Origin of the sequence: Flavobacterium sp., assembly GCF_025352015.1 — a bacterium.
Classification (GTDB): Bacteria; Bacteroidota; Bacteroidia; order Flavobacteriales; family Flavobacteriaceae; genus Flavobacterium.
This window is the reverse complement of the sequence record NZ_JANXUG010000079.1, coordinates 19,898-45,920: the sequence shown is the minus strand read 5'-3', so window position 1 is coordinate 45,920 and position 26,023 is coordinate 19,898. Positions and strand designations below refer to the sequence as shown.

Here is a 26,023-nt window from a genome sequence, read left to right as displayed (position 1 = left end):
CTATTGTTTTAAGTTTTGAATAAATTCATTTAATATTTTTACGTTTTTTATTCCAGGTGCGTTTTCAAATTTACTGTTGAGGTCAATGGCAAAACAATTTTTAGCATATTCTTTTTTTATAAAAACTTTCACTTGGTCAACGTTTTCTAAACCAATTCCGCCGCTCAAAAAATAAGGTTTGTCTAAAGTATACTTTTCTAAAATGGTCCAGTCAAAAAGTACTCCATTACCACCATATTGATTTCCTTTAGTGTCAAATAAAAAATAAGAACAAAAATTTTTATAATTATCTAAATCATTAAAATTAAATTTATTATCTACCGAAAATGCCTTAATAACATTAACTAAATTACCTTCAATTTTAGCGCATAATTCCGGATTTTCCTCACCATGCAATTGCACTAAATTTAAGTGATATTGTTGTACTTTTTTTTCAATTTCTTCAAAAGAAGCATTTACAAAGACACCTACTTTTTGAATGGATGAATCTACATTTTGAATATCATTATTACAATATCGCTCTGATTTTTCATAAAAAATAAAGCCTAAATAATCAGGATTTAAAAGTGAGATTTCAGCAATATTTTCTGAAAATTTCATTCCACATATTTTAATTTTTAGTGGCATCATGATTTCAATTGATTAATAAAATGGAACAAACTATCTCCGGGATTTTCAGTTTTCATAAAATATTCACCAATTAAAAATCCTTGAAAACCATAGCTTTTTAGCAGTTTAACATGTTCAGCAGTATTTAATCCGCTTTCTGAAATTTTAACAAAATCGTTAGGTATTTGGTCAACTAGATCAATACTGTTGCTCAAGTTCAGTTCAAAAGTTTTAAGGTTTCTATTGTTTACACCAATAATATCAAGGCTTGGCATAATACTTTTTTCTAACTCTTCCTGATTGTGAACCTCTAATAAAACTTCCAAGTTAATAGAATGTGCCAACTCCGAAAGCGATTTGATTTCATCTTTTGTTAATACCGATGCAATCAATAAAATTGCATCCGCTCCAAAAGCTTTGGCTTCTAAAATTTGATAATCATCAATAATAAATTCTTTGCGTAATAAAGGCGTTTTTACACAAGCTCTGGCCAAAATCAAATCATCCAAACTTCCACCAAAATACTGATTATTGGTAAGTAAAGATAGTCCACTTGCACCTGCATTTTCATATCCTTTTACCACTTCTTCCACAGATAAACTATGATTAATATTCGTTTTTGAAGGCGAACGACGTTTATGTTCAGCAATTATTCCGAAAGGTGAATTGAGAATAGATTTACTTAATGAGATGGTTTGTGAATTGAATAAATCAGTGTTTTCCAATTGTTTTAGGGAAACTACTTTTTTCTTCAACGCTACTTCTCTTTTTTTACTAGCAATTATTTGATTTAAAATGCTCATTAGGCTTGGCTTATTTGTTGTAATTTATTTAATTTTTCTAAAGCTTTTCCTGATTTTAAACTTTCTTTGGCTTTTGCAAAAGCTTGTAATACAGTGCTATTTTCAACCAATGAAATGGCTAAAGCTGCATTAGCGCAAACCACGTTTTCTTGCGCTTCGGTTCCGTTTCCTGATATAATGTTCATAAAAATATTTGCGGATTTCGCTACAGTTTCTCCACCTTTAATTTCGTTAAAACGAAGTTTTGAAAGTTGAAAATCATTTGCAGACACTATATTTTCAGTGTCTCTACTAATGACTTTTGCATCAGCGGTTAATGAAATTTCATCATAACCATCCAAAGCGTGTAGAATCGTATAATTTATTTCGGTATGTTGATATAAATAAGCATATATTCTGGCTAGCTCCAAGCTAAATACACCAACCAATTGATTTTTGGGAAACGATGGATTCACCATGGGGCCAAGCATGTTGAAAAATGTTTTAACGCCTAATTCTTTCCGAATTGGACCTACATTTTTCATTGCAGGATGGAACAGCGGTGCATGTAAAATGGCAATATTGGCTTCTTCGATACATTTAATTAAAAAACTACTGTCATTACTGAATTTTACTCCCAATGTTTCCATTACATTACTAGAACCTGAAATAGATGAAACCCCATAATTTCCGTGCTTGGCAACGTGAATTCCCGTTCCGGCAGTTACAAATGACGCTAAAGTAGAAATGTTAAAAGTATCTTTTCCGTCGCCGCCAGTACCACATAAATCTATCGTATTGTAAGCAGAAAAATCGAGAGGAATACAAAGTTCTAGTAACCCTTCTCTAAAGCCCGTAAGCTCTTCGATAGTAATGTTTCGCATCATAAAAACAGTCAAAAATGAACTAATCTGACTTGGATTGTATTGCCCTGTAGAAATGTTAATCAAGACTTCTTTGGCGGCTGCTTTTGAAAGCGTTTCGTGATTTATTAATCTGTTTAAAATTGTTTTCATGAGTTAATCCAGTTTTCTATAATTTGTTTTCCTAATGGCGTCAAAACACTTTCAGGATGAAATTGAACACCTTTTATATCTAATATTTTGTGCCTTAATGACATTATTTGTCCGTTTTCATCTGTCGAAGTAATTTCTAAAACTTCAGGAAATCCTTCATTGGCAACAACCCATGAATGATAACGTCCCACTTCAAAGTCAATGGGTAAACCTTTAAAAAGTATTTCATCAGTCACCGATTGTGTGATTTTTGATGCAACGCCATGATATACTTTGTCTAAATTAATTAAGCTTCCGCCAAAAACTTCGCCAATAGCTTGTTGACCCAAACAAACTCCTAAAATGCTTTTGCTCCCGGCGTATTTTGAAATAACGGCTTTCAATAATCCTGCTTCATCGGGAATTCCGGGTCCAGGCGAAAGCAAAATTTTATCAAAAGATTGTAATTCTTCTAGTTCAAATTCATCGTTTCTAAAAACGGTAACTTCAGCATTCAAATCTTCTAAATAATGAACCAAATTATAAGTAAAACTGTCGTAATTGTCGATGACTACTATTTTTTTCATGATTTTTATATTTTTTCGGCTAATTCTAGTGCTTTATTTAGTGCGCCTAATTTGTTATATACTTCTTGTAATTCATTATTTTCTTCCGAACTTTCTACTATTCCTGCTCCAGCTTGGTAGTGTAATTGATGATTTTTGGATAAAAAGGTTCTAATGATAATGGCATGATTATAATTACCTTCGAAATCCATGAAGCCAATAGCACCTCCATAAAATGTTCGGTTTCTGTTTTCTATATTTTCTATTAATTGCATCGCTTTGTGTTTAGGAGCCCCGCTTAAAGTTCCGGCTGGAAAAGTATTAGCAACTAAATTCATAGAACTTTCTGTTAATTTTCCGGTAACTTTGGAAACCAAATGAATGACATGTGAAAAGAACTGAACTTCTTTGTATTTCTCTACTTTTACTCTTGTACAATTTCTACTTAAATCATTTCGAGCTAAATCGACCAACATTACGTGTTCACTGTTTTCTTTGCTATCTTGGGATAATTTTTTTGCTAATTCGGCGTCCTGCTCGTCGTTGCCTGTTCGTTTAAAAGTTCCAGCAATTGGATGAATTTCGGCATTTTTATCTTTGATAACGAGCTGTGCTTCGGGTGAAGACCCAAATATTTTGAAATTTCCGTAATCAAAATAAAACAAGTATGGCGACGGATTAATATTGCGCAAAGCTCTATAAACATTAAATTCATCGCCTTTAAACGCCTGCGAAAATCGTCGGGATAATACGAGTTGAAATACATCGCCACGATGACAGTGTTTTTTGGCTAAAGTCACGTTGGTTTTAAACTCGTCGTCGGTCAAATTGGAAATCGCATTTCCTTCAGCAGTAAAATTATAACTCGCAAAGGTTTTAGTTTGTAATAATTGTTCAATTTCTTTGATATTATTGGCATCATCAATGCTATTACAAAAAAGGTAGGCTTCGTTTTTGAAATGATTTATGGCAATAATATTTTGGTAAACGGCATAAAAAAGTTCGGGAATGGATAAATCTTTTTCTTTTTTTGAAATTGCAATTTTCTCAAAATAGCGCACTGCATCATAACTTGTATAGCCAAAAAGTCCGTTGTTAATGAATTTGAAATTTGTTTTTTCGGGCTTGAATTGAGCCGCAAATTCTTCAATTAATTTTGGAACATTTGAAGTTGACAAAATTGTTGTTTCTTCCAAAATTCCATCGGGGTAACTTTTTGAGAGTATTCCGTTTTCAATTTTTATACTAGCAATAGGATTGCAACAGATGTAAGAAAAACTATTATCGGCAGTGTGGTAATCGCTACTTTCGAGCAAAATACTGTTAGGAAACTTATCTCTAATTTTGAGATAAATGCTCACTGGCGTTATGGTATCGGCCAAGATTTGCTTGTAATGAGTATGTAATTGATATGTTTTCATAATTAAATTTTTAGCATAAAAAAAAGACTTGTCGTGAATGACAAGCCTTTATTTGATATTTTGATTTTTAAAATATACTTACAGCAGACTAACTCACGACGATTGACGTAAACTGTTCCACCACCAAGTATTGTTTAATATGGTTAACATTGTTGCTTTAATAATTAACAAATATAGCAAGTGTTTTTGATTTAAAAACAAAAACAGCAAAAAAAACAAGAAATATTTTCTCTAAAATTTTTAACAAACCTACAAGTGTTGAAATTTGGTTACACCAAAAAAACTTTTTTATTTCTGTTACTTTTCTTTTGATATTAAAGAAAAATGACACTTCCGTTATGACTAGGCTAACTATTTTAACTGCAAAATTAACATTTAAAAATTTTGTCAATATCCTATTGATAACTTCTGATTTTTGAACTTTAATTTTCACTACAATTCGACTATATTAGCACCAATTCGATAATTTTCAAATGCAAGAACAAAATCAATATACAGAAGACAATATCCGTTCGTTAGACTGGAAGGAGCACATTCGTATGCGTCCCGGAATGTACATCGGAAAACTGGGTGACGGTTCTTCGCCCGATGATGGAATTTACATTCTACTTAAGGAAACTATAGACAACTGTATCGATGAGTTTGTCATGGGAGCAGGAAAGGTGATTGAAGTGACAATCAAGGACAAGCTTGTTACTGTACGCGATTATGGTCGTGGCATTCCGTTAGGAAAAGTGGTCGATGTGGTTTCTAAAATGAATACAGGTGGGAAATATGACTCGAAAGCATTTAAGAAATCAGTCGGTCTGAACGGAGTTGGAACAAAAGCTGTAAATGCATTGTCGTATTATTTTCGTGTGGAATCGGTTAGAGATAACCAACAAAAAGCGGCTGAATTCTGCGCCGGAAATTTAACTATAGAAGAAGATATTATAGAATCAACCAAGCGAAGAGGAACAAAAGTATCTTTCGTTGCCGATGAGACTATTTTCAAAAACTACAAATACCGTAATGAGTACATCATCAAGATGCTCAAGAATTACTGTTATTTGAATACAGGCTTAACGATTTATTACAATGGTGAAAAGTATTATTCGGATAATGGGTTAAAAGATTTATTGGAAGAAACCATTGCCAAAGAAGATACCGTTTATCCAATCATCCATTTGTTAGGAGATGATATAGAAGTGGCGTTAACACACAGCAAATCACAATATTCAGAAGAATATCATTCGTTTGTCAACGGTCAAAACACCACACAAGGTGGAACGCATTTAGGAGCTTTCCGGGAAGCGATTGTCAAAACCATCAAAGAGTTTTACAACAAACCGTTTGAGGCTTCTGATATTCGTAAATCAATTGTTTCGGCAATTGCCGTAAAAGTAGAAGAACCAGTTTTTGAATCACAGACTAAAACCAAATTGGGTTCTACTGATATTGGTCCGAAAGGTCCATCGGTTCGAACCTTTGTAAATGATTTCATCAAAACAAAACTTGATAATTTTTTGCATAAAAATCCAGAAGTTGCTGATTTGCTTTTGCGTAAAATTCTTCAGGCAGAACGCGAGCGAAAAGAACTTTCGGGCATTAGAAAACTAGCTAAGGAAAGAGCCAAAAAATCAAGTCTGCACAATAAAAAATTACGCGATTGCCGAGTACATTTAACCGATGCTAAAAACCCAAGAAGTTTAGAAAGCACGCTTTTTATTACTGAGGGAGATTCGGCATCGGGTTCTATTACTAAAAGCCGTGATGTGAATACGCAAGCGGTTTTCAGTTTACGTGGAAAGCCTCTGAATTCGTACGGAATGTCAAAGAAAATTGTTTACGAAAACGAAGAATTCAATCTACTTCAGGCAGCTTTGGATATTGAGGAAGACATGGGTGATTTGCGCTACAACAATATCGTAATCGCTACAGATGCCGATGTGGATGGGATGCACATTCGATTGTTATTGATTACATTCTTTTTGCAGTTTTTCCCCGAGTTAATCAAGGACGGACATCTATACATTTTGCAAACGCCATTATTTCGTGTGCGAAATAAAAAAGAAACCATCTATTGTTACAGCGACCAAGAACGTGTTGATGCCATTGAAAAACTAAAGCCAAAACCAGAAATTACACGATTTAAAGGATTAGGAGAAATATCGCCCGATGAATTCAAAAATTTTATTGGCGAAAGCATACGATTGGACCCTGTAATGTTGGATAAAGCTACGTCAATAGAAACTTTGCTCGAATTTTATATGGGTAAAAATACGCCTGATAGACAGACTTTCATTATCAATAATTTGAAAGTGGAATTGGATGTGGTGGAGAAAAATTAAATAGTTGATTTATGAAAGAGAAAATAAAAGTAATAGAATTGTTTGCTGGTGTTGGTGGTTTCAGACTTGGACTTGAAGGATGGGAAAATAAATCTGCAACATCAAATTATAAAGACAATTTCGAAAGCGCATATGAAGTTGTCTGGAGCAATCAATGGGAACCATCAACTAAAACTCAATATGCTTCTGCCGTTTATGAAAGAAGATGGGGAATGGACAATCATTCTAATCAAGATATTTCAATTGTCCCTACGGAGATTATTCCTGACCATGATTTATTGGTAGGAGGATTTCCTTGTCAAGACTATTCAGTTGCCACCTCTTTAAAAAACTCAAAAGGTTTGATTGGCAAAAAGGGAGTTTTGTGGTGGTCAATTCATAAAATTTTGAGTGAAAAAGAAAGAAAACCCAAGTATTTATTTTTAGAAAATGTTGATAGACTATTAATATCTCCATCAACTCAACGAGGTAGAGATTTTGCAATTATACTCAAAAGTTTAAATGATTTAGGTTATGCAGTTGAATGGAGAATTATTAATGCTGCAGATTATGGAATGCCGCAAAGAAGAAGAAGAGTTTTTATACTAGCATATCATAATGAATCTAATATCTATACTCAAATTAAAAATAATTCAAGTATTGAATGGATTTTAAAGGATGGAACTCTCGCTGATGCTTTTTCAATTGTAAATGAAAGTGTTGTTATACCAACTGTTTTTGAACTAGAAAACGATTTAGTTGAAGTTTCGATAAATTTTAATAAAAAAGGAAATAAGTCTTTATTCGAGAATACTGGGATTATGATTGATGGAGTTGTTACAACTTTAAAAACAAAACCAGATTATGAAGGAAATTATACAATACTAGGAGATATTATTCAAAATGGAGAAGTAACGGAGGAGTTTTTCATAGATGATATAGATTTAGATAAATGGTTTTACTTCAAAGGAGCTAAAAAAGAAATTAGGAAAAATGCTGATGGTTTTGAATATAATTATAGTGAAGGAGGAATGATATTTCCAGACCCACTTGATAAGTCCTCGAGAACAATAATAACAGGAGAGGGTGGAAAGTCTCCATCTCGATTTAAACATGTTATTAAAACATCGAAAGGATTAAGAAGACTTTCTCCAGTTGAATTAGAAAGGTTAAATATGTTTCCTGATAATCATACTGAAATGACAGGAATTACAGATGCTAAACGTGCTTTTTTTATGGGTAATGCTTTAGTGGTTGGGGTTATTGAAAAAATTGGGCTTGCTTTAAAGTATAAAATAAATTCAAATGACACAACAAGAAAAAGAGAATTGGTCTAATACGACTAGTGTAAATTTATTTGTAACAAAAGAGTATTTTCATCACCATGCTTTTGAAATAATTAATGCGTATACGGAGTTAAAAAATAAATTTTTATCTTCATTATCTAACAAAATTAGGATTTCACCCAGAGTAAAAATGACTAGAGGTTATGAAAGTCGTGCTATTGAAGCAGGTGAATTAAATATTGTTATTAGAGAACTACTTCAAAGAATAAAAGACATTGAAATAAAATTTGAAGTATATGAAGAAAATGGAGTCTTCTACTTTAGTTCTGAAAAAAGTTCAATTGGAGGTTTTGATTTTGCAATTTTAAATCATTACAATAATATTTTAGCATTAAGAAACTTATGTTTTGGTAATTTACAGTATTCTGATGGAGAGATTAGATGGGAAAATTTTTTAAAGAAAAATCCAGACTTAATTGAAATTGCTAATCATTTGAAAAATAGTGAAGGAAGAGGAAAGAATATTTCCGTTACTCATGAAGAAAACTCGACACCATTGATAGTAGGAGAAATTCAGTTTGGAAATTGGGCATTGGCATATAGAGATTTTTTTAAAGTACTTAAAGCCGATGTTCAAAATTCTGTTGATTGTTTAATTTACATAGTGCCAACAGGAAATCTGGAAAAAATGTTAAGTGATGGTATTGTAACTTTTGATAAGACTAAAAGAATAATGGAAGAATTTTCAAAAGTAATTTCTGTGCCAGTTTGGTTAATAGGTATAGATGTAGAATAACGAATAAATTATGAACAACGAAGAAGAAGACGATATAATTCCAAACGAAGACGAGCAGAAGAACAGCGAATCGTTAGATGAAATTACCGACGAAGGTTTTGAGGATATCAAAGCTTCGGGAGGAAATCATTTTTACGAAAACGTAGAAAATCCCGAAGACACCATTACTAAAGTTACAGGAATGTACAAGGATTGGTTTCTTGATTATGCTTCCTATGTAATTCTTGAGCGTGCCGTTCCTGCGATTGAAGACGGTTTTAAACCAGTACAACGTAGAATCATGCACTCGATGAAAGAGTTGGATGATGGACGTTACAACAAAGTGGCGAACATCGTTGGTCATACGATGCAGTATCATCCTCACGGTGATGCGAGTATTGGTGATGCGATGGTGCAAATTGGTCAGAAAGATTTGATTATCGACATGCAGGGAAACTGGGGAAATATCCTCACTGGCGACAGTGCTGCGGCTTCGCGTTATATTGAGGCTCGTATTTCAAAGCTTGGTCACGATATTTTATTCTCTCCAAAAATTACCCAATGGGGAATGTCCTATGACGGTCGACGTGCTGAACCGATTAATCTTCCGGTAAAGTTTCCGTTGTTATTGGCGCAAGGTGCAGAAGGAATTGCAGTTGGTTTATCCACGAAAGTGTTGCCTCATAATTTCATCGAGCTTATAGATGCTTCGATTAAGATTTTAAAGAATAAACCATTTACATTATTTCCTGATTTTCCAACAGCGGGTATTGCCGATGTTTCTAATTACAATGACGGACTGCGTGGCGGACGTGTTCGTGTTCGTGCCAAAATAGCACAATTGGATAAACAAACGTTGGTCATTACCCAAATTCCTTTCTCAACCAATACTTCAACCTTGATTGATAGTATCCTGAAGGCGAATGAGAAAGGAAAGATTAAAGTCAAAAAAATAGAAGACAACACGGCTGCCGAAGTGGAAATTCTAATCCATCTTCCACCGGGAGTTTCTCCTGATAAAACCATTGATGCGCTGTATGCGTTTACTGCTTGCGAAACTTCGGTGGCCCCTTTAGGTTGCGTAATTGAAAACCATAAACCCTTGTTTATTGGTGTTTCTGATATGTTGAAAATCTCAACCAACAGAACAGTTGATTTACTGAAACGTGAGTTGGAAATTCAATTGGACGAACTCGAAAACAAATGGCATTTTTCTACGCTCGAAAAGATTTTCATTCGTGAAGAAATGTACATCGATTTCAAATTGTATCACGATAGAGAAACGCTTTATGTGTATATATACAATGCTTTCAAACCTTTTCTTAAATCGTTTGTGCGCGAAATTAACGATGACGATTTACAAAAGCTGACACAGATTCCGATGATTCGTATTACGCGTTTCGATTCGGATAAAGCGGATGATGCGATTTCTAAACTGGAAGCTGAAATGGAGGAAGTGAAACATCATCTAAATAATATCATTGACTTCGCTATCGACTTCTTTCAAAAGCTAAAAGACAAATACGGTAAAGGTCGAGAGCGTCAAACGGAGTTAAGAAGTTTTGATAACATTCAAGCCACTAAAGTTGCTTTAAGAAATACCAAACTCTATGTAAACAAGGAAGAAGGTTTCTTTGGAACCGGTTTGAAAAAAGACGAATACGTTGCTGATTGTTCTGATATTGATGATGTGATTGTCTTCCTTCGTGACGGAAAAATGATGATTGCCAAAGTAGACGATAAGAAATTTGTTGGTAAAGATATTATTCACATTGCGGTTTTTGATAAAAACGACAAGCGTACAATTTATAATATGATGTACCGCGACGGAAAAAACGGCTCAACGTTTATAAAGCGTTTCAATGTTTCTGGAGTTACCCGTGATAAGTTTTATGATTTAACGCAGGAAAAGGCCGGTTCCCAAGTATTGTATTTTTCCGCAAATCCGAATGGAGAAGCAGAAGTTATCACGATATTATTACGCCAGGTTGGAAGCATCAAGAAACTGAAATGGGATTTAGATTTTACTGATATCGCCATAAAGGGAAGGGCTTCGCGTGGAAATACCGTAACCAAATATCCAATCAAGAAAATTGAATTAAAGGAAAAAGGAATTTCGACCTTGCGTCCGAGAAAAGTGTGGTTTGATGATGCAGTTCAGCGTTTAAATGTGGATGGAAGAGGAGAGTTGCTTGGCGAATTCAGGCCAAATGACAGGTTGCTATTAATCAATCAATTCGGGAAACTAAAAACTATTATTCCGGAACTCACGACGCATTTTGATGAAGACATCGTCGTGATGGAAAAATGGAATCCGAACAAACCAATTTCTGCCATTTATTATGATGGGGAAAAGGAGCGTTATTTTATCAAGCGTTTCTTGGTGGAAAACGAGAACAAGGAGGAAATTTTTATCACCGAACACGAGAAATCCCAACTGGAAATTGTTTCTACCGATTGGCGACCAATGGCGGAAATTTTTTATGCCAAAGTTAAAGGTGTTCAGAAAGATTCTCAAACCATTAACCTAGAAGAATTCATTGCGGTAAAAGGCATCAAGGCATTGGGCAACCAGCTGACTTCGGATAAACTTAAACAAGTGAATCTATTGGAATCATTGCCATATGAAGAACCGGAACCAGAACCTGCCGAAGAAATTGAAGTAAGTGATGCAAGCGATGTTTCAGAGGACATTCAGACAGAAACCAATGACGACGGGCAAATCACGTTGTCGTTAGAATAAACACTATTGTTAAGCAAGGTTTGAGGATTTAGTCTTTTGGAAAGGTATTGTAAAGGCTACGTTTGTTGGAGATTTGGCTTGTTATTTTTGTATGATACCAATACTTTTTGACAGTAATACATTTTTTTAGCACAGTTCAAAGCTAGGAGAATTTTGCAGCGGATGTTAAAAATATTGGCTTGTTGTGTTGTATCACGTGTATTTTTTCATGGATTAATTAAAAGTATTGCTACTAACTACCTGCTTTTTGTTGGCATTACTACAATAACAGTTAATTTATTTGCATGAACGTTTGTAAACTTTTGCGTAATGCGCAATAATTAAAGATTATCTTGCGGCATTATTAAAAACAATTTAAATACAATATTTATGAGAACGAAATTTTTTTTAATTACAATGGTACTAGTTTTAACGGGCGGATTTTTGAATTCTTGCTCCAAAAGTGATGCTACACTTCCGACTATATCTTTTACTCAAGCGGAAGGAGTTGCTGATTCCCAAGGCGAATATACCATGCGTGGACATATACATTCAGATATTAGACTTCGTAAGGTTATCATCACAAAACAAGGTGCTGCTACGCCATTTTTAACGGATGACTCGACGGCAAATAATAAAACGGAGTATGATTTTACGTATTTAATTACGGGTATTACTACTGATACTTATATGATTGTAGATATTTATAATCAAGATAATGGTAAAAAAACAGTACAGTTTTTGATTCATCCTTAAGTATAGTTTGTTCTACGTTGTTGATTTTTTTATAGCGTAGGGATCACCCTGTCGCTATCGTCAGTTAGTTTAGGAATTACAACTGTTACTTTAAAAATAACCTCGTTGGAACTTGTTTCAACGAGGTTATTTTTTGTAATGATTTAGTTTTTTTGGTAAGGTTGATCATTGGTAATTGGTGTCAGTTGCTGGTCTATTGGTTATTGTAATTCTATTTTTTATAATCTGATTGTTATTGGTTTAAAAGCTGCGGTATTATAATTTCTCATTTGTATTTTCTTTGGCATCTCTGTTAACTTAAAGCCTATTTTGAAATTTGTTTTTTCTAAAGCCCCACACTTTAAGTTAATTTTCATTTTAACTAAACTTTTTGGTTTCTATCTCAAAAACTAACCATCGTCTAAAAGCTTTTTCATAACTAAAATTCTCGTCAGTTCTTTCAAAATAATCTGAAACTCGGTACTCCTTTTTTAATGTTTCCATTTTTATTTTGGGTTTAAAAATGTGTCAAGTTTTTTCAGGATATGACACTAACGTCTTGTTCGATTATGCCATTTGACCGCTACTAAAATTACTTGGTTTTGGGTTTAGAAATGTGTCATTTATTTTTAGAAGAAGACAATTACTACACGTAAAGAATAAGATGTTTATCCTATCTGCAATCCGTTCTCGACCTTGCAATCAGAAGTCAACAACACAATATCATTATCATTTCCTACACAGCCAAGTACAAGGCATTCACTCCTAAAATTTCCTATTTGCTTTACGGGAAAGTTAAGTACCGCCACAATTTGTTTACCAATTAAAGCTTCTTTAGCATACAGTTTGGTTATTTGCGCCGATGATTTTTTGATGCCTATTTCATTTCCAAAATCTATGGTTAGTTTAAAGGCAGGTTTTCGGGCTTCGGGAAAATCGTTGACAGTGAGAATTGTTCCAATGCGCATTTCAAGTTTTTCAAAATCTGACCAAGAAAGGTTTTGTTCCATAATTTTTAGGTATAAAAAATCCCGAGTAATCGGGATTTAAAATTAGTTCATAGTTGCATAGTTATAAATTCGTTGTCCTTGCAAATCATCAAGATGCGCTTTTTTTTGCATACGTGCAACGAGAGGTTTCCATTCCTCGCTAGAAAATTCTTTTGTATCGTACAACCTATGACATTTGGCACAATTATTTTCATAAAGTAATTTGCCTGCTGCTAATTCTGCGGATAACTCTTTTGGGAGCGTTGAGACTGCAGCAATTGACTCTGTTTTTTTAACTTGTGTGGTGGGCACACTCGATTTGGAAGCGCACGAATTTAGGAATAAGACTAAAACTAGTAGCGCTACTATTTTATATTTCATAGTTATTTTGTTAGTTGAGGGTAAATATAAAAAATTCCAAATATATTTTTATTGGGAATTTAATTTTAACTAAATGTTAGTTGGTTTTAGATTCCGAAACAAGTTCGGAATAAGTGACTCACATAATTTTATTTCTCAAAATTGGTTTTCTACTTATTTCACGTCCATTAATTCTACATCAAAAACTAAAGTCGCATCTGGCGGAATTACGCCACCGGCACCGCTAGAACCGTATCCTAAATAAGAAGGAATCACAAAACGTGCTTTATCGCCCACTTGCAACAAAGCAATTCCTTCGTCCCAACCTTCTATCACCTGACCTTGACCCAATCTAAATTCGATTGGTTTTTTTCTTGGATATGAACTATCAAAAACTTTTCCGTTTTCAAGCGAACCTTCATAATGCACCGATACTGTTTTGCCGCTTTCAGCTTGTTTTCCGTTTCCTTTTTGAATCATTTTATAGCGCAAACCACTTTGTGTTTTATCAAAGCCGGCAGCCAATTTTTCCATCGATTCTTCGGCCAATTTTTTAGCTTCTTCTATTTTTTTAAAACGAGCGCCTTCAAAAGTTTTAAAGGCTTCGATGGCATTCCATTTTTGTGCTTCTTCACCTATTCTAACAATTTCTAAACCTTCAATCAAGTCGCCTTGTGCAATGGCATCTACAACATCTTGTCCTTCGATAACGTTCCCAAAAACGGTGTGTTTCCCGTCTAACCAATTTGTAGGAACATGGGTAATAAAAAACTGCGAACCATTACTTCCTGGACCTGAATTTGCCATCGATAAAACGCCGGGTTTATCGTGTTTTAAAGTAGGATGAAATTCATCTTCAAAGCTGTATCCTGGTCCACCGGTTCCTATTCCTTGTGGACAACCACCTTGAACCATAAAATCGGGGATTACTCTGTGAAACTTTAATCCATCATAATACGGTTTTCCCATTGGTTTAGCTGAATTTTCTAATTGTCCTTCGGCTAATCCAACAAAATTCCCAACTGTTCCTGGTGTTAAATCGTGTGTTAGTTTTACTAAAACAGTACCTTTTGTGGTATTGAATTTAGCGTATATTCCGTTTTCCATTGTGTATATTTTTAAAAATGCAGTGCAAAGATACTATATAAAATTGTATTTTTGGCTACCAATAAAACGAAACTATGAGCTCTATTTTTAATAAAAATGACAACGAAATTATTATTGCGAGAATCAATAATCTTACGCCAGAAAGTAAAGTACAATGGGGGAAAATGAATGTTGCTCAAATGTTATCGCATTGTCAGGCGCCAATGGATGTTGCTTTTGGGATGCTAGCGTTGCAATCCAATTTTTTTATGCAATTGCTTGGGAAGTTTTTTAAAAATAAAATAATTTCTTCTAAAGAATTTAAAAAGAATAGTCCAACGGCTCCCGCTTTTATTAGAAAAGAATCTTGTGATTTTCAGAAAGCCAAGCAAGAACTTATTGAAAAGATTACTCATTTTTCAACACTAGGCAAAAACGCAATTAAAAATACACAACATCCTTTTTTTGGTAAAATGACTTATGACGAATGGGATACATTGCAAAGCATGCATTTAGATCATCATTTAAGACAATTTGGTGTTTAACAAAATTAAATCCTAGCCCCGATAGTAGTGAAAATCATTTTTTATTATCCTGTAGCAAAGCGGAGGGAAATAAAAAATATTGCAACGGATAGCGGGAAAGAGCTCCTAAAAAAAACTATTATCTTTGCGCCATGAGAATTGATATTATAACGATTTTACCCGAATTAATGAAAAGTCCTTTTGAAGCCTCAATCATGAAAAGGGCAATCGAAAAAGGATTGGTCGAAGTATATTTTCATAACTTAAGAGATTATACGACCAATAAACAAAAATCGGTGGATGATTATCCGTTTGGCGGTGGCGCTGGAATGGTGATGAATATTCAACCTATTGACGATTGTATTTCGTTTTTAAAAAATCAAAGAAATTATGATGATGTAATTTATATGTCGCCAGACGGGGAAACTTTGAACCAAAAAATGGCAAACACGGCTTCGATGTATGAAAATATAATCATATTGTGCGGACATTATAAAGGTGTAGATCAGCGTGTTCGCGATCATTTTATAACCAAAGAAATTTCGATTGGAGATTATGTTCTTTCTGGTGGCGAAATTGGTACTATTGTTTTTTGTGATGCCATAATTAGATTAATTCCAGGGGTTTTAAGTGATGAAACCTCGGCGCTGACAGATAGTTTTCAGGACGGGTTGCTTTCTGGTCCAATTTATACGCGCCCAGCAGATTACAAAGGATGGAAAGTCCCCGAAGTCTTATTAAGCGGTCATTTTGGCAAAATTGATAAGTGGAGAGAGACTATGGCGTTTGAACACACAAAAAATAGACGTCCAGATTTGTTAGATAATGGTGAATTGTGTATTGTGAATAGTGAATGAATTAGTAGATTGATGAATTACAGTATTTTACATATTAAAAAAAGGTAAAAAAAAATTCACAATTCATAATTCACAATTCACAATTCTTTTTTATATTTGTTCCCATATTTGACTAACCTCTGGCGAAAACCGTAAATGTTGCTCAAATTTAAACCATAATACTAAAAAAATGTCAAATTTAGTTGATTTCGTTAATAACGAGATATCAGTAAAAAAAGATTTCCCTACGTTTGGAGCTGGTGATACAATCACTGTTTTTTACGAAATTAAAGAAGGTGAAAAAACAAGAACACAGTTTTTTAAAGGAGTTGTTATTCAAAGAAAAGGTTCTGGAATTACTGAAACTTTTACTATCCGTAAAATGTCGGGTGCTGTGGGTGTAGAGCGTATCTTTCCTGTAAACATGCCAGCTTTACAAAAAGTTGAAGTTAATCAAAGAGGTAAAGTTCGTAGAGCTCGTATTTACTACTTTAGAGAACTTACAGGTAAAAAAGCAAAAATTAAAGAAAGAAGAAGATAATTCTAATTTTCTAATCATACTAAAAGTCTTCTCGTTCATAGAATTGAGAGGACTTTTTTTTGGCTTGATTTTAACTAGTTTTTTATGAAATCGATAATTTGTCGTCCGTAAAATGACGATTTCATAATTCAATAGGTTTTAGATGTCTAGACAACCAAATTTCTCACTTATTAATTATATTTGTTGTCGCAAAAATTTTGAATAACAAACCACAAGAATATGGCAAAAATTAAAGTAGCCAATCCAGTAGTAGAATTGGATGGCGATGAAATGACACGAATTATTTGGAGTTTTATTAAAGAGCAATTAATACTTCCTTATTTAGATTTAGATATAAAATATTACGACTTAGGGATTGAAAGTAGAGAGGCAACCAAAGACCAAATCACTAATGACTCTGCGGAAGCTATCAAAAAATATAATGTAGGCATCAAATGTGCTACCATCACACCCGACGAAGAACGCGTAAAAGAGTTCAACCTGTCAGAAATGTGGAAATCACCCAATGGCACAATCCGTAACATTGTGGGCGGAACGGTTTTTAGAGAACCAATTATTATGAAAAATGTACCGCGCTATGTTCAAGGTTGGACAAAACCTATCGTGATAGGGCGTCATGCTTTTTGTGACCAATACAAAGCCACTGATACTGTAATCAAAGGAAAAGGAACTTTAACAATGGCCTTTACCAACGAAGTGGGAGAAACAACCACATGGAATGTATATGATTTTAAGGGAGATGGTGTTGCCATGTCGATGTACAATACCGATGAAAGTATATACGGATTTGCGCACTCCTCTTTTCAAATGGCATTGACAAAAAAATGGCCCTTGTATCTTTCAACCAAAAATACCATTTTGAAAGCTTACGACGGAAGATTTAAAGATATTTTTGAGGAAGTGTATCAAAGCACTTATAAAGTAGATTTTGATAAAAACGGAATGACATACGAACACCGACTTATAGACGACATGGTAGCATCAGCAATGAAATGGAATGGTGGATTTGTTTGGGCTTGTAAAAATTATGATGGCGATGTTCAGTCGGATACGGTAGCGCAAGGATTTGGTTCGTTAGGATTAATGACCTCTGTGCTGGTAACTCCCGACGGAAAAACGGTAGAAGCGGAGGCAGCTCACGGAACAGTGACACGTCATTACAGAATGCACCAACAAGGCAAGAAAACTTCTACAAATCCTATTGCATCAATATTTGCATGGACTCGTGGTTTGGAACACAGAGGTAAATTAGACAACAATCAAGATTTAATCAAATTCTGCGGGGCATTAGAAACCGTTTGTATTGAAACCGTGGAGAGTGGCAAAATGACTAAAGATTTAGCTATGTTAGTTAAACCTGTGGCTTTAACCGATGCTGATTATCTTTCTACCGAAGATTTTCTGCAAGCGTTGAAAACTAATTTAGACAAAAAATTAGCGTAAGTTATTGCGGAATACTATATAGAAAATCGACCAAAAATTGGTCGATTTTTTTTATTTTTTTTCTTCTAGTCCATCAATCCTGTTTATTTTAACAATGGCTTTATATCCTGTATTCAAATCCCAATTTTGATTGGTAATAATTTTTTCATTTCCATCAATGAAAAGAAACTGACCCGTATTTGGAAATACTTCGCCAACATTTAGGGCTTCTATTTGAATGGAATTCAACCCTTTTTTTAATTTGAATTCATAATTTTTGAATCCACCCAATAAACCTATGTAAGGAACTACTCGTTCGTTATTGATCCAAATACAAACATTATCACCATCTACAGCAGAGTTGTCTCTACAGGCAATAATTAATTTTTCGGTAAAAATTTTGAACTCTCCAAGATATAAATCGCTGTCAACATTTTCTCTTGTCATTCCTTCCATTTTCATCTTATTATTCATTTTATCCGTATATTCTTTTGCGGGACTTGCAAATTGTTCTTTTTCAAAAACACTTTTTGCTTCTTCAGGTTTTTTTTTGAGTAACGAAACAGAAGACAATACCTTATCCTTTTTATCAAAAATACTCGGATAATTTATAACTTTAGAACTCATTGGAGCTATAGTTCCTTTTGGGTTTGAAATAGGCGCAATGTTGAGGGTACGTTTTGGAGTTTCAAACTGCGCAAACCCTTTGCATAGAAATAATATTAAAAATAAAAAAGCAAAAGTTGCTTTCATAAACTTTGGATTAAGTGGTAAAAGTATTCAATTTCTTTTCAAATAGTGTCCAGAATTAACCATTGATTAACATAAGATTGGTAACATATAGTATCTTTAAACGTCAAAAGAATAATTTTAACAGAATCATCAACTATATGCAACAAAAAGTATTGCTAATGTTATTGTTTTTAACAACAACGCTGGTATTTTCTCAAGAAAAATTTACGTTAAGCGGAACTATTTCTGATTCAAAAACAAACGAAACCTTAATTGGCGTGAATGTTTTTTGTACTGAATATAAAGTTGGAATCATCACTAATGAATATGGTTTTTATTCAATTACCCTGCCCAAAAGTGAGTATAAAATTCAAATTAGCTATCTCGGCTATCAATCAGTCACAGAAACCATTGTGCTTACACAAAACATCAAGAAAAACTTTGCTCTTACTGAAACTGGTCAGCAATTAGATGAAGTAATCATTACCGAAAAAACAGCTACCAATATTAGAAGACCTGAAATGAGCGTCAATAAACTTTCTATTGGAACTATCAAAAAAATACCTGTGGTTTTGGGTGAAGTCGATATAATCAAAGCATTGTTGACACTTCCAGGAGTTACTAATGCGGGTGAAGGTCAGTCAGGATTTAATGTTCGAGGTGGTGGTGCAGATCAAAACTTAATTTTGCTTGATGAAGCTACAATTTTTAATTCGTCACACTTGTTTGGTTTATTTTCTGTCTTCAATCCTGATGCGATTAAGGATTTGAAATTATATAAAGGGGGTATTCCTGCACGTTTTGGCGGAAGAGTTTCCTCTGTTTTAGATATTTATCAAAAAGATGGCAACAGCAATAAATTCAGTATGAATGGTGGTGTAGGCATAATCTCAAGTCGAATTCTTGCTGAAGGACCGCTTGTAAAAAATAAAGGTTCGTTTATTTTTGCAGGAAGAGCTTCGTATGCCCATTTGTTTTTAAAATTAACAAACAACAAAAATTCGGCGTATTTCTATGATTTGAATACCAAAATAAACTACAAACTCAATCAAAATAATAATTTATTCCTGTCGGGATATTTTGGTCGCGATGTTTTCAGTTTAAGTAATAGTTTTGTAAATACTTATGGAAATGCTACTTTGAACTTGAGATGGAATCATTTGTTTTCTGATAAATTATTCTCGAATCTTTCCTTAATTTATTCTGATTATTATTATGGTTTGGATTTAAATTTATTAGGATTCTTATGGAATTCAGGCATTAAAAATTACAATATAAAATACGATTTCAAACATTATGTTGCAGATAAAATCAAACTGAATTATGGTGTAAACACTAATTATTACGCTTTTAATCCGGGAACTATTGAACCTTCAAATACTACATCGGGAATTAATTATAGACAGCTCGAAAAAAAATATGCCTTTGAACCTTCTATTTATTTTGATGTTGAACAAAAAATAAATAACGATTTGTCACTTTCTTATGGCTTGCGTTATAGTATGTTTTATCGTTTAGGAAGTTCCACAGTGAATCTTTATGCCAACAATCAGCCCGTTATTTTCAATCAAGAACTGCAGATTTATGAAAAAGCAACGCCCATTGGCAGTAATTATTACGACCACAATAAAGTGATAAAAAGCTTTGATAATTTTGAACCGCGTTTTGCGGCTTCGTATCAATTAAATACTAACGAATCTGTAAAAGCTAGTTATAACAGGATGATTCAGTATTTGCAATTAATCTCCAATACAGCGTCACCTACACCTTTAGATGTATGGACACCAAGTGATAACTATATAAAACCTCAAATTCTTGATCAAGTAGCCTTGGGTTATTTCCGAAATTTTAAAGACGATAAATATTCATTGGAAGTAGAAACTTTTTACAAAAAAATAAAAAATAGAATTGACTATATTGATGGTGCAAATTTAATTGCTAATGAAGCTATAGAACAAGCTATTCTGAACGGCGAAATGAGAGCCTACGGATTGGAAGTTTTATTGCGAAAAAATACTGGTAAGCTTACTGGTTGGATTTCCTATACGTTATCAAAATCAGAACAACGTACTCCCGGGAGAAATGCCAATGAAATCGGAATAAATAATGGCAACTGGTACCATACTGGTTATGACAAGTTACATAATTTGTCGATTACCGGTTCGTATACTTTCAATCCTAAATGGACTTTTGGAGCCAATTTTGCTTTACAATCAGGTCAACCTGTCACATATCCCGACGGACAATATCAATATCAAGAGATTACCATTCCCAGTTATGGTTCCAGAAACGGTAACCGACTTCCGGCGTACCACCATTTAGACTTTTCAGCAACGTATGTGCCAAAACCCAATAAGAAAAAAGGTTGGCAAAGCGAATGGGTTTTCAGCATCTATAACGTTTACGGACGAAAAAATACTGCCTCTATTCGCTTCAGACAAAATGAAACGAAAGGTATGAACGAAGCGATTCGTTTGTCAATTTTTGGGATAGTGCCGGGTATAAGTTATAATTTTAAATTTTAATACTATGAAAAAATTCAATTATGTATTTGCCTTTATCATAGCTATACTAATGATCAGTTGTGAGGATGTTATCAAAGTAGATCTAAATACTGCTGCACCAAGATTGGTGGTTAATGGTTCTTTACAATGGCAAAAAGGAACGTTGGGCAACGAACAAAAAATAAAATTATCCACTACAACAGGATTTTATGACACGACCATTCCAACAGTTTCTGGAGCGTTAATTACGGTAACCAATAGTAGTAATGTCGCTTTTAACTTTACCGAAGAAGTGCCCAATTCGGGAGTGTATTTATGTCATAATTTTATTCCAGAAATAAATCAAACTTATGTAATGAATCTTGTTTTAAACGGCGAGACTTATACAGGAACTGAAACTCTTAAAAGCGTATCTCCAATAAATACGATAACACAAAATAATGCAGGTGGATTTAGCGGTACAGATGTCGAAATCAAAACCTACTATACTGATCCAGCAAATATTGCTAATTATTATCTGTTCAAATACAAATCTAGTACTAATGTTGTACCTTCTTTTCAAGTTTCTGAAGATGAATTTTATCAAGGCAATCAATTTTTTGGATATTATACCAACGGAGATATTAAAACGGGGGATAATCTAGACATTACCATTTATGGTGTTTCCAAACGGTATTTTGACTATATGAGCAAATTGATTTTGATTTCAGGAGGAAGCAATGGTCCGTTTTCAACGCCTCCCGCTACTGTTCGCGGAAACATTATCAACCAGATCAATCCTAGTAATTATGCTTTGGGTTACTTTAGTGTTTCCGAAACCGATTTTAGGAATTATATAATTCAGTAAATTACGATTTACGACGTTCAAGGTATGAACTAGAATTTATTTATATTTACAAATTATAACTCGTATATCATAAATCGTACTTAAGAATGTCTTCCCACCATATTGTTCGCGACGACCAAGAACCAGCTTTGATTATTGCCAATGGTGAAGCATGCAGTCAGGAATTATTGGAACAATTACTCGAATGGTCGCCATTAATCATTGTTTTAGATTCGGCTGTAGAACGGGTTTTTGAATTAGGCATTAAAATAGATGTGCTGTTAGGTGATTTTGACAGAGGTTTTGATGTCAATTATTACAAAGAAAAACAATATCCTATCGAGATTGTTCACACACCCAATCAAGACAAAACCGATTTAGAAAAAGCTTTTGATTACCTTATAGAAAAAAAACATAAAGCTGTTAATGTCATTTGGGCAACCGGAAGACGCGCCGATCATACAATTACCAATTTAACGAATATTGTGGCATACAGAAACCTGCTAAAAATTGTAATTCTTGATGACCATTCCAAAGTGTATTTGTTGCCAACTAAATTCGAAAAATGGTACACCGCCAATACAATTCTTTCCTTAATTCCTATTGGAAAAGTTAGGGGCATCACTACCGAAAATCTTTTTTATACCTTGCATAATGAAGATTTAACTATAGGTTATCGAACCGGAAGTAGCAATCAAACCATCCAAGATGGCATTGTTTCTATAACCCACAAAAACGGCGATTTATTATTAATGGAATGCTGGGATTAAACCAAAAAACAACTTGAAAAAAATAAATACAACTACTGAAAAAACCGATTTACATCCCAAAAATCTGCATCGGTTTCGTTATGATTTCGCAGCTTTAATCAACGTTTGTCAAGAGTTGCAGCAGTTCATATCACTCAATGAGCATCAACTAGAAACTATAGATTTTAGCAATCCTGATGCCGTAAAAGCACTCAACAAAGCATTGCTCATTGCAACTTACGAAATTCATAACTGGGATATTCCGGCCAATTATCTTTGCCCATCAATTCCCGGAAGAGCAGATTACATTCATTATATCGCTGATTTATTAGCCAATTCCAACAACGGAACAGTTCCGCAAGGCGAAACTATTTTAGGTTTAGATATTGGCATTGGTGCCAATTGTATTTATCCCATCATAGGAAATGTAAGCTATGGTTGGAGTTTTGTGGGAACCGATACCGATGAAAATGCGCTTCAAAATTGCAAAAAAATTATCGCTGACAATCCAAAATTGATGGAGGCAATAAGTTTACAATTGCAAACTGAACCAAGATATATTTTCAAAAATATTATGCTGCCCGAAGATAGATTTGCTTTTACCATTTGCAATCCGCCATTTCATAATTCGCCCGAAGAGGCTGCGAAAAGTGCGCTGCGCAAAATCAATGCTTTAGAGAACAGCAAAATAACAAAACCGGTCTTAAACTTTGGCGGTCAAAATAACGAATTATGGTGTAAGGGCGGCGAAATGGGATTTATTACCCAAATGATTTATGAAAGTGTCAAATACCCCCTGCAATGTTTGTGGTTCACGACATTGGTATCTAAAAAAGATAATTTAAAAACAATTTACAAACTGCTAAACAAAGTAGGCGCTGTAACTATAAAAATTATTGATATGGCACAAGGACAAAAAATAAGTAGGGTAGTGGCTTGGACTTTTTTAAGCGAAACCCAACAGAAAGACTGGAAGTTTAACACAGAATGATAGGCATTTTTATTAAATTTGTGTAAAATTTTTAGAACAGGAATACCCTTAAAATTAATAAAGTTTCTTTTTTACCAATGATACTTTTTCTTGCCCCAAAATAAAAATGAAATTCCAAGTCGTATCCGATTATATTCCTACCGGCGATCAGCCGCAAGCCATTGAAAAACTCTCAAACGGAATCATCAATGGCGAAAAATATCAAACGTTGCTCGGGGTAACCGGTTCGGGGAAAACATTTACTGTTGCCAATGTGGTTCAAAATGTTAATAAACCTACTCTGGTATTAGCACATAACAAAACCTTGGCGGCGCAATTATACTCTGAATTCAAACAGTTTTTTCCAAATAATTCGGTTCAGTATTTTGTTTCCTATTACGATTATTACCAGCCCGAAGCGTTTATTCCTGTTACAGGAACTTACATTGAGAAAGATTTATCCATCAATGAAGAACTCGAAAAACTTCGTTTGAGCACCAGCTCGGCTTTACTTTCGGGTCGGCGCGACATTATTGTAATTTCATCGGTTTCTTGTATTTACGGTATTGGAAACCCTGTAGAATTTCAAAAAAATGTGGTATCCATTGCCAAAAATCAAATTATTTCACGCACCAAATTGTTACACCAATTAGTGCAAAGTTTATATTCAAGAACCGAAGCCGATTTTACGCCCGGCACTTTTAGAATCAAAGGCGATACGTTAGACATTTTCCCAAGTTATGCCGATGAGCCGTACCGAGTTCATTTTTTTGGTGATGAAATTGAAGAAATTGAAGCCTTTGATGCTCGAAGTTCAAAGGTTTTAGAACGTTACGAACAATTAAATATTTATCCCGCTAATATGTTTGTGACTTCGCCCGATGTATTGCAAGCCGCCATTTGGGAAATTCAACAAGATTTGGTCAAACAAGTCGATTATTTTAAGGAAATTGGTAAACATCTTGAAGCAAAGCGCTTGGAGGAACGCACCAATTTTGATTTAGAAATGATACGCGAATTGGGCTATTGCTCTGGCATAGAAAATTACTCGCGTTACCTTGACAGGCGATTGCCGGGAACGCGCCCTTTTTGTTTATTGGATTATTTTCCCAAGGATTTTTTGATGGTCGTTGACGAAAGCCATGTTACCATCTCGCAGGTGCATGCCATGTATGGTGGTGATCGCAGCCGTAAAGAAAACTTGGTAGAATATGGTTTTAGACTGCCCGCTGCCATGGACAATCGTCCGTTGAAATTTGAAGAATTTGAAAGCTTGCAAAACCAAGTAATCTATGTATCGGCGACACCAGCCGATTATGAATTGCAAAAAAGCGAAGGAATTTATGTAGAACAAGTCATTCGTCCTACAGGATTATTAGACCCAATAATAGAAGTGCGCCCTAGTTTGAACCAAATAGACGATTTAATAGAAGAAATACAGCTGCGTTGCGAAGCCGACGAACGCGTTTTGGTCACTACTTTAACCAAGAGAATGGCAGAAGAACTCACCAAATATTTGACCAAAGTTTCCATTCGTTGTAGATACATTCATTCTGATGTAGATACGTTAGAACGTGTAGAAATTATGCAAGATTTGCGCAAGGGTTTCTTTGATGTTTTAATAGGCGTAAACCTCTTGCGCGAAGGGTTAGATTTGCCCGAAGTATCACTAGTAGCCATTCTTGATGCCGATAAAGAAGGATTTTTGCGCAGCCATCGTTCGCTCACTCAAACAGTAGGTCGTGCTGCACGAAACATAAACGGAAAAGCCATAATGTATGCCGACAAGATTACAAACAGCATGCAAAAAACCATAGACGACACCACATACCGTCGCGAAAAACAAACCGCTTACAACACCCACCACGGTTTGCAACCTACAGCTTTAAACAAAAGTTTAGGAAGTGCCTTGAGCAATAATTCTGTATCTACACAATATTACGAAAACCAATCCCTCAAAGCTGCCGAGCCCGAAAGCCTGTACTTATCTAAACCCGAAATCGAAAAGAAAATTAAAGAAGCGCGCAAAGCCATGGAAAAAGCCGCTAAAGAACTCGACTTTTTGCAAGCCGCCAAACTGCGTGATACCATTAAAGCATTACAAGAAAGAGTTTAAACAAAAACCAAAACGCATTTCGTTTACCTTCTCCTGACCTCGGTTGGTGTTAGACGCAGTGCGTTTACAAGCATGTTAGTACGAAAAGTATACAACAAATAAGAAGCCCGTTTGAAGATTTGTAAAAGATGTTTACTGTATTTGATTTTAAATAAAAGTGATGTTTAT

24 protein-coding genes are annotated in these 26,023 nt (G+C 34.5%); 14 read left to right on the top strand and 10 right to left on the bottom strand.

Annotation, left to right across the window (positions count from 1 at the left end):
* From Q0Q96_RS07920 to Q0Q96_RS07900, 5 genes are read right to left on the bottom strand one after another with little or no spacing between them, the layout of a single operon-like run.
* Positions 1–600, bottom strand: a complete 600-nt coding sequence (locus Q0Q96_RS07920) for a phosphoribosylanthranilate isomerase (protein ID WP_293873363.1) — start codon at positions 598–600, stop codon at positions 1–3.
* 26 nt (positions 601–626) lie between these two features.
* Positions 627–1,412, bottom strand: a complete 786-nt coding sequence (gene trpC, locus Q0Q96_RS07915; RefSeq protein ID WP_293873361.1) for an indole-3-glycerol phosphate synthase TrpC — start codon at positions 1,410–1,412, stop codon at positions 627–629.
* Positions 1,412–2,407 carry an anthranilate phosphoribosyltransferase gene (trpD, locus tag Q0Q96_RS07910; RefSeq protein WP_293873359.1) on the bottom strand — a complete coding sequence of 332 codons (996 nt, stop codon included), beginning with the start codon at positions 2,405–2,407 and terminating at the stop codon, positions 1,412–1,414. Before trpD ends, trpC begins: the two co-directional genes overlap by 1 nt.
* Positions 2,404–2,973, bottom strand: coding sequence for an aminodeoxychorismate/anthranilate synthase component II (locus Q0Q96_RS07905; RefSeq protein ID WP_293873356.1), 570 nt, complete (start codon positions 2,971–2,973; stop codon positions 2,404–2,406). The genes trpD and Q0Q96_RS07905 overlap by 4 nt, the downstream gene beginning before the upstream one ends.
* A gap of 5 nt (positions 2,974–2,978) precedes the next feature.
* Entirely contained in the window at positions 2,979–4,373 is a 1,395-nt protein-coding gene (locus tag Q0Q96_RS07900) for an anthranilate synthase component I family protein (RefSeq protein ID WP_293873353.1), read from the bottom strand.
* 473 nt (positions 4,374–4,846) lie between these two features.
* Here Q0Q96_RS07900 and Q0Q96_RS07895 point away from each other — a divergent pair, with 473 nt between their 5' ends.
* The 5 genes from Q0Q96_RS07895 to Q0Q96_RS07875 all read left to right on the top strand — a co-directional run bounded on the left by Q0Q96_RS07895 (position 4,847) and on the right by Q0Q96_RS07875 (position 12,221).
* Positions 4,847–6,703 (top strand): DNA topoisomerase IV subunit B, encoded by a 1,857-nt coding sequence (locus tag Q0Q96_RS07895; protein ID WP_293873350.1) that lies wholly within the window; start codon positions 4,847–4,849, stop codon positions 6,701–6,703.
* Positions 6,704–6,714: 11 nt separating this feature from the next.
* Positions 6,715–8,019: a DNA (cytosine-5-)-methyltransferase gene (gene dcm / locus Q0Q96_RS07890; RefSeq protein ID WP_293873347.1), complete on the top strand. Its 1,305-nt coding sequence runs from the start codon at positions 6,715–6,717 to the stop codon at positions 8,017–8,019.
* Complete coding sequence (locus Q0Q96_RS07885; RefSeq protein ID WP_293873345.1) at positions 7,988–8,764, top strand: BglII/BstYI family type II restriction endonuclease; 777 nt, start codon at positions 7,988–7,990, stop codon at positions 8,762–8,764. Before dcm ends, Q0Q96_RS07885 begins: the two co-directional genes overlap by 32 nt.
* 10 nt (positions 8,765–8,774) lie before the next feature.
* The gene (locus Q0Q96_RS07880; RefSeq protein WP_293873342.1) at positions 8,775–11,486 is read left to right on the top strand and encodes a DNA gyrase/topoisomerase IV subunit A; all 2,712 of its coding nucleotides are present in this window, start codon (positions 8,775–8,777) and stop codon (positions 11,484–11,486) included.
* Between the two features lie 396 nt (positions 11,487–11,882).
* Positions 11,883–12,221, top strand: a complete 339-nt coding sequence (locus tag Q0Q96_RS07875; RefSeq protein ID WP_293873339.1) for a hypothetical protein — start codon at positions 11,883–11,885, stop codon at positions 12,219–12,221.
* Positions 12,222–12,578: 357 nt separating this feature from the next.
* Here the strand turns inward: Q0Q96_RS07875 and Q0Q96_RS07870 are convergent, their stop codons facing one another.
* The 4 genes from Q0Q96_RS07870 to Q0Q96_RS07855 form a co-directional block, all read right to left on the bottom strand.
* Entirely contained in the window at positions 12,579–12,704 is a 126-nt protein-coding gene (locus Q0Q96_RS07870) for a hypothetical protein (RefSeq protein WP_293873337.1), read from the bottom strand.
* Between the two features lie 164 nt (positions 12,705–12,868).
* The gene (locus Q0Q96_RS07865) at positions 12,869–13,210 is read right to left on the bottom strand and encodes a tRNA-binding protein (RefSeq protein ID WP_293873334.1); all 342 of its coding nucleotides are present in this window, start codon (positions 13,208–13,210) and stop codon (positions 12,869–12,871) included.
* Positions 13,211–13,252: 42 nt separating this feature from the next.
* Positions 13,253–13,570: a c-type cytochrome gene (locus Q0Q96_RS07860; RefSeq protein WP_293873331.1), complete on the bottom strand. Its 318-nt coding sequence runs from the start codon at positions 13,568–13,570 to the stop codon at positions 13,253–13,255.
* A 153-nt stretch (positions 13,571–13,723) separates the two neighbouring features.
* Positions 13,724–14,656, bottom strand: a complete 933-nt coding sequence (locus tag Q0Q96_RS07855; RefSeq protein ID WP_293873328.1) for a peptidylprolyl isomerase — start codon at positions 14,654–14,656, stop codon at positions 13,724–13,726.
* 74 nt (positions 14,657–14,730) lie between these two features.
* Here Q0Q96_RS07855 and Q0Q96_RS07850 point away from each other — a divergent pair, with 74 nt between their 5' ends.
* The 4 genes from Q0Q96_RS07850 to Q0Q96_RS07835 all read left to right on the top strand — a co-directional run bounded on the left by Q0Q96_RS07850 (position 14,731) and on the right by Q0Q96_RS07835 (position 17,979).
* A complete protein-coding gene (locus Q0Q96_RS07850; RefSeq protein WP_293873321.1) occupies positions 14,731–15,180 on the top strand; it encodes a DUF1569 domain-containing protein in 450 nt (149 codons plus the stop codon).
* A 131-nt stretch (positions 15,181–15,311) separates the two neighbouring features.
* Positions 15,312–16,016 (top strand): tRNA (guanosine(37)-N1)-methyltransferase TrmD, encoded by a 705-nt coding sequence (gene trmD / locus Q0Q96_RS07845; RefSeq protein ID WP_293873318.1) that lies wholly within the window; start codon positions 15,312–15,314, stop codon positions 16,014–16,016.
* A 169-nt stretch (positions 16,017–16,185) separates the two neighbouring features.
* Positions 16,186–16,536 (top strand): 50S ribosomal protein L19, encoded by a 351-nt coding sequence (gene rplS, locus Q0Q96_RS07840; protein ID WP_293873315.1) that lies wholly within the window; start codon positions 16,186–16,188, stop codon positions 16,534–16,536.
* A 219-nt stretch (positions 16,537–16,755) separates the two neighbouring features.
* Entirely contained in the window at positions 16,756–17,979 is a 1,224-nt protein-coding gene (locus tag Q0Q96_RS07835; RefSeq protein WP_293873312.1) for an isocitrate dehydrogenase (NADP(+)), read from the top strand.
* A 51-nt stretch (positions 17,980–18,030) separates the two neighbouring features.
* On the opposite strand, the gene Q0Q96_RS07830 is transcribed toward Q0Q96_RS07835, so the two are convergent.
* Entirely contained in the window at positions 18,031–18,711 is a 681-nt protein-coding gene (locus tag Q0Q96_RS07830) for a hypothetical protein (RefSeq protein ID WP_293873309.1), read from the bottom strand.
* A 137-nt stretch (positions 18,712–18,848) separates the two neighbouring features.
* Here Q0Q96_RS07830 and Q0Q96_RS07825 point away from each other — a divergent pair, with 137 nt between their 5' ends.
* The 5 genes from Q0Q96_RS07825 (at position 18,849) to uvrB (ending at position 25,855) form a co-directional block, all read left to right on the top strand.
* Complete coding sequence (locus Q0Q96_RS07825) at positions 18,849–21,215, top strand: TonB-dependent receptor (protein WP_293873306.1); 2,367 nt, start codon at positions 18,849–18,851, stop codon at positions 21,213–21,215.
* Positions 21,216–21,219: 4 nt separating this feature from the next.
* On the top strand, positions 21,220–22,041 hold the full coding sequence (locus tag Q0Q96_RS07820) for a DUF4249 family protein (protein ID WP_293873303.1): 822 nt from the start codon (positions 21,220–21,222) through the stop codon (positions 22,039–22,041).
* Between the two features lie 86 nt (positions 22,042–22,127).
* Complete coding sequence (locus tag Q0Q96_RS07815; protein ID WP_293873300.1) at positions 22,128–22,790, top strand: thiamine diphosphokinase; 663 nt, start codon at positions 22,128–22,130, stop codon at positions 22,788–22,790.
* A gap of 13 nt (positions 22,791–22,803) precedes the next feature.
* Positions 22,804–23,760, top strand: coding sequence for a 23S rRNA (adenine(1618)-N(6))-methyltransferase RlmF (gene rlmF, locus Q0Q96_RS07810; protein ID WP_293873297.1), 957 nt, complete (start codon positions 22,804–22,806; stop codon positions 23,758–23,760).
* A 106-nt stretch (positions 23,761–23,866) separates the two neighbouring features.
* The gene (uvrB, locus tag Q0Q96_RS07805; protein ID WP_293873294.1) at positions 23,867–25,855 is read left to right on the top strand and encodes an excinuclease ABC subunit UvrB; all 1,989 of its coding nucleotides are present in this window, start codon (positions 23,867–23,869) and stop codon (positions 25,853–25,855) included.
* The last annotated feature ends 168 nt before the right edge of the window (positions 25,856–26,023 follow it).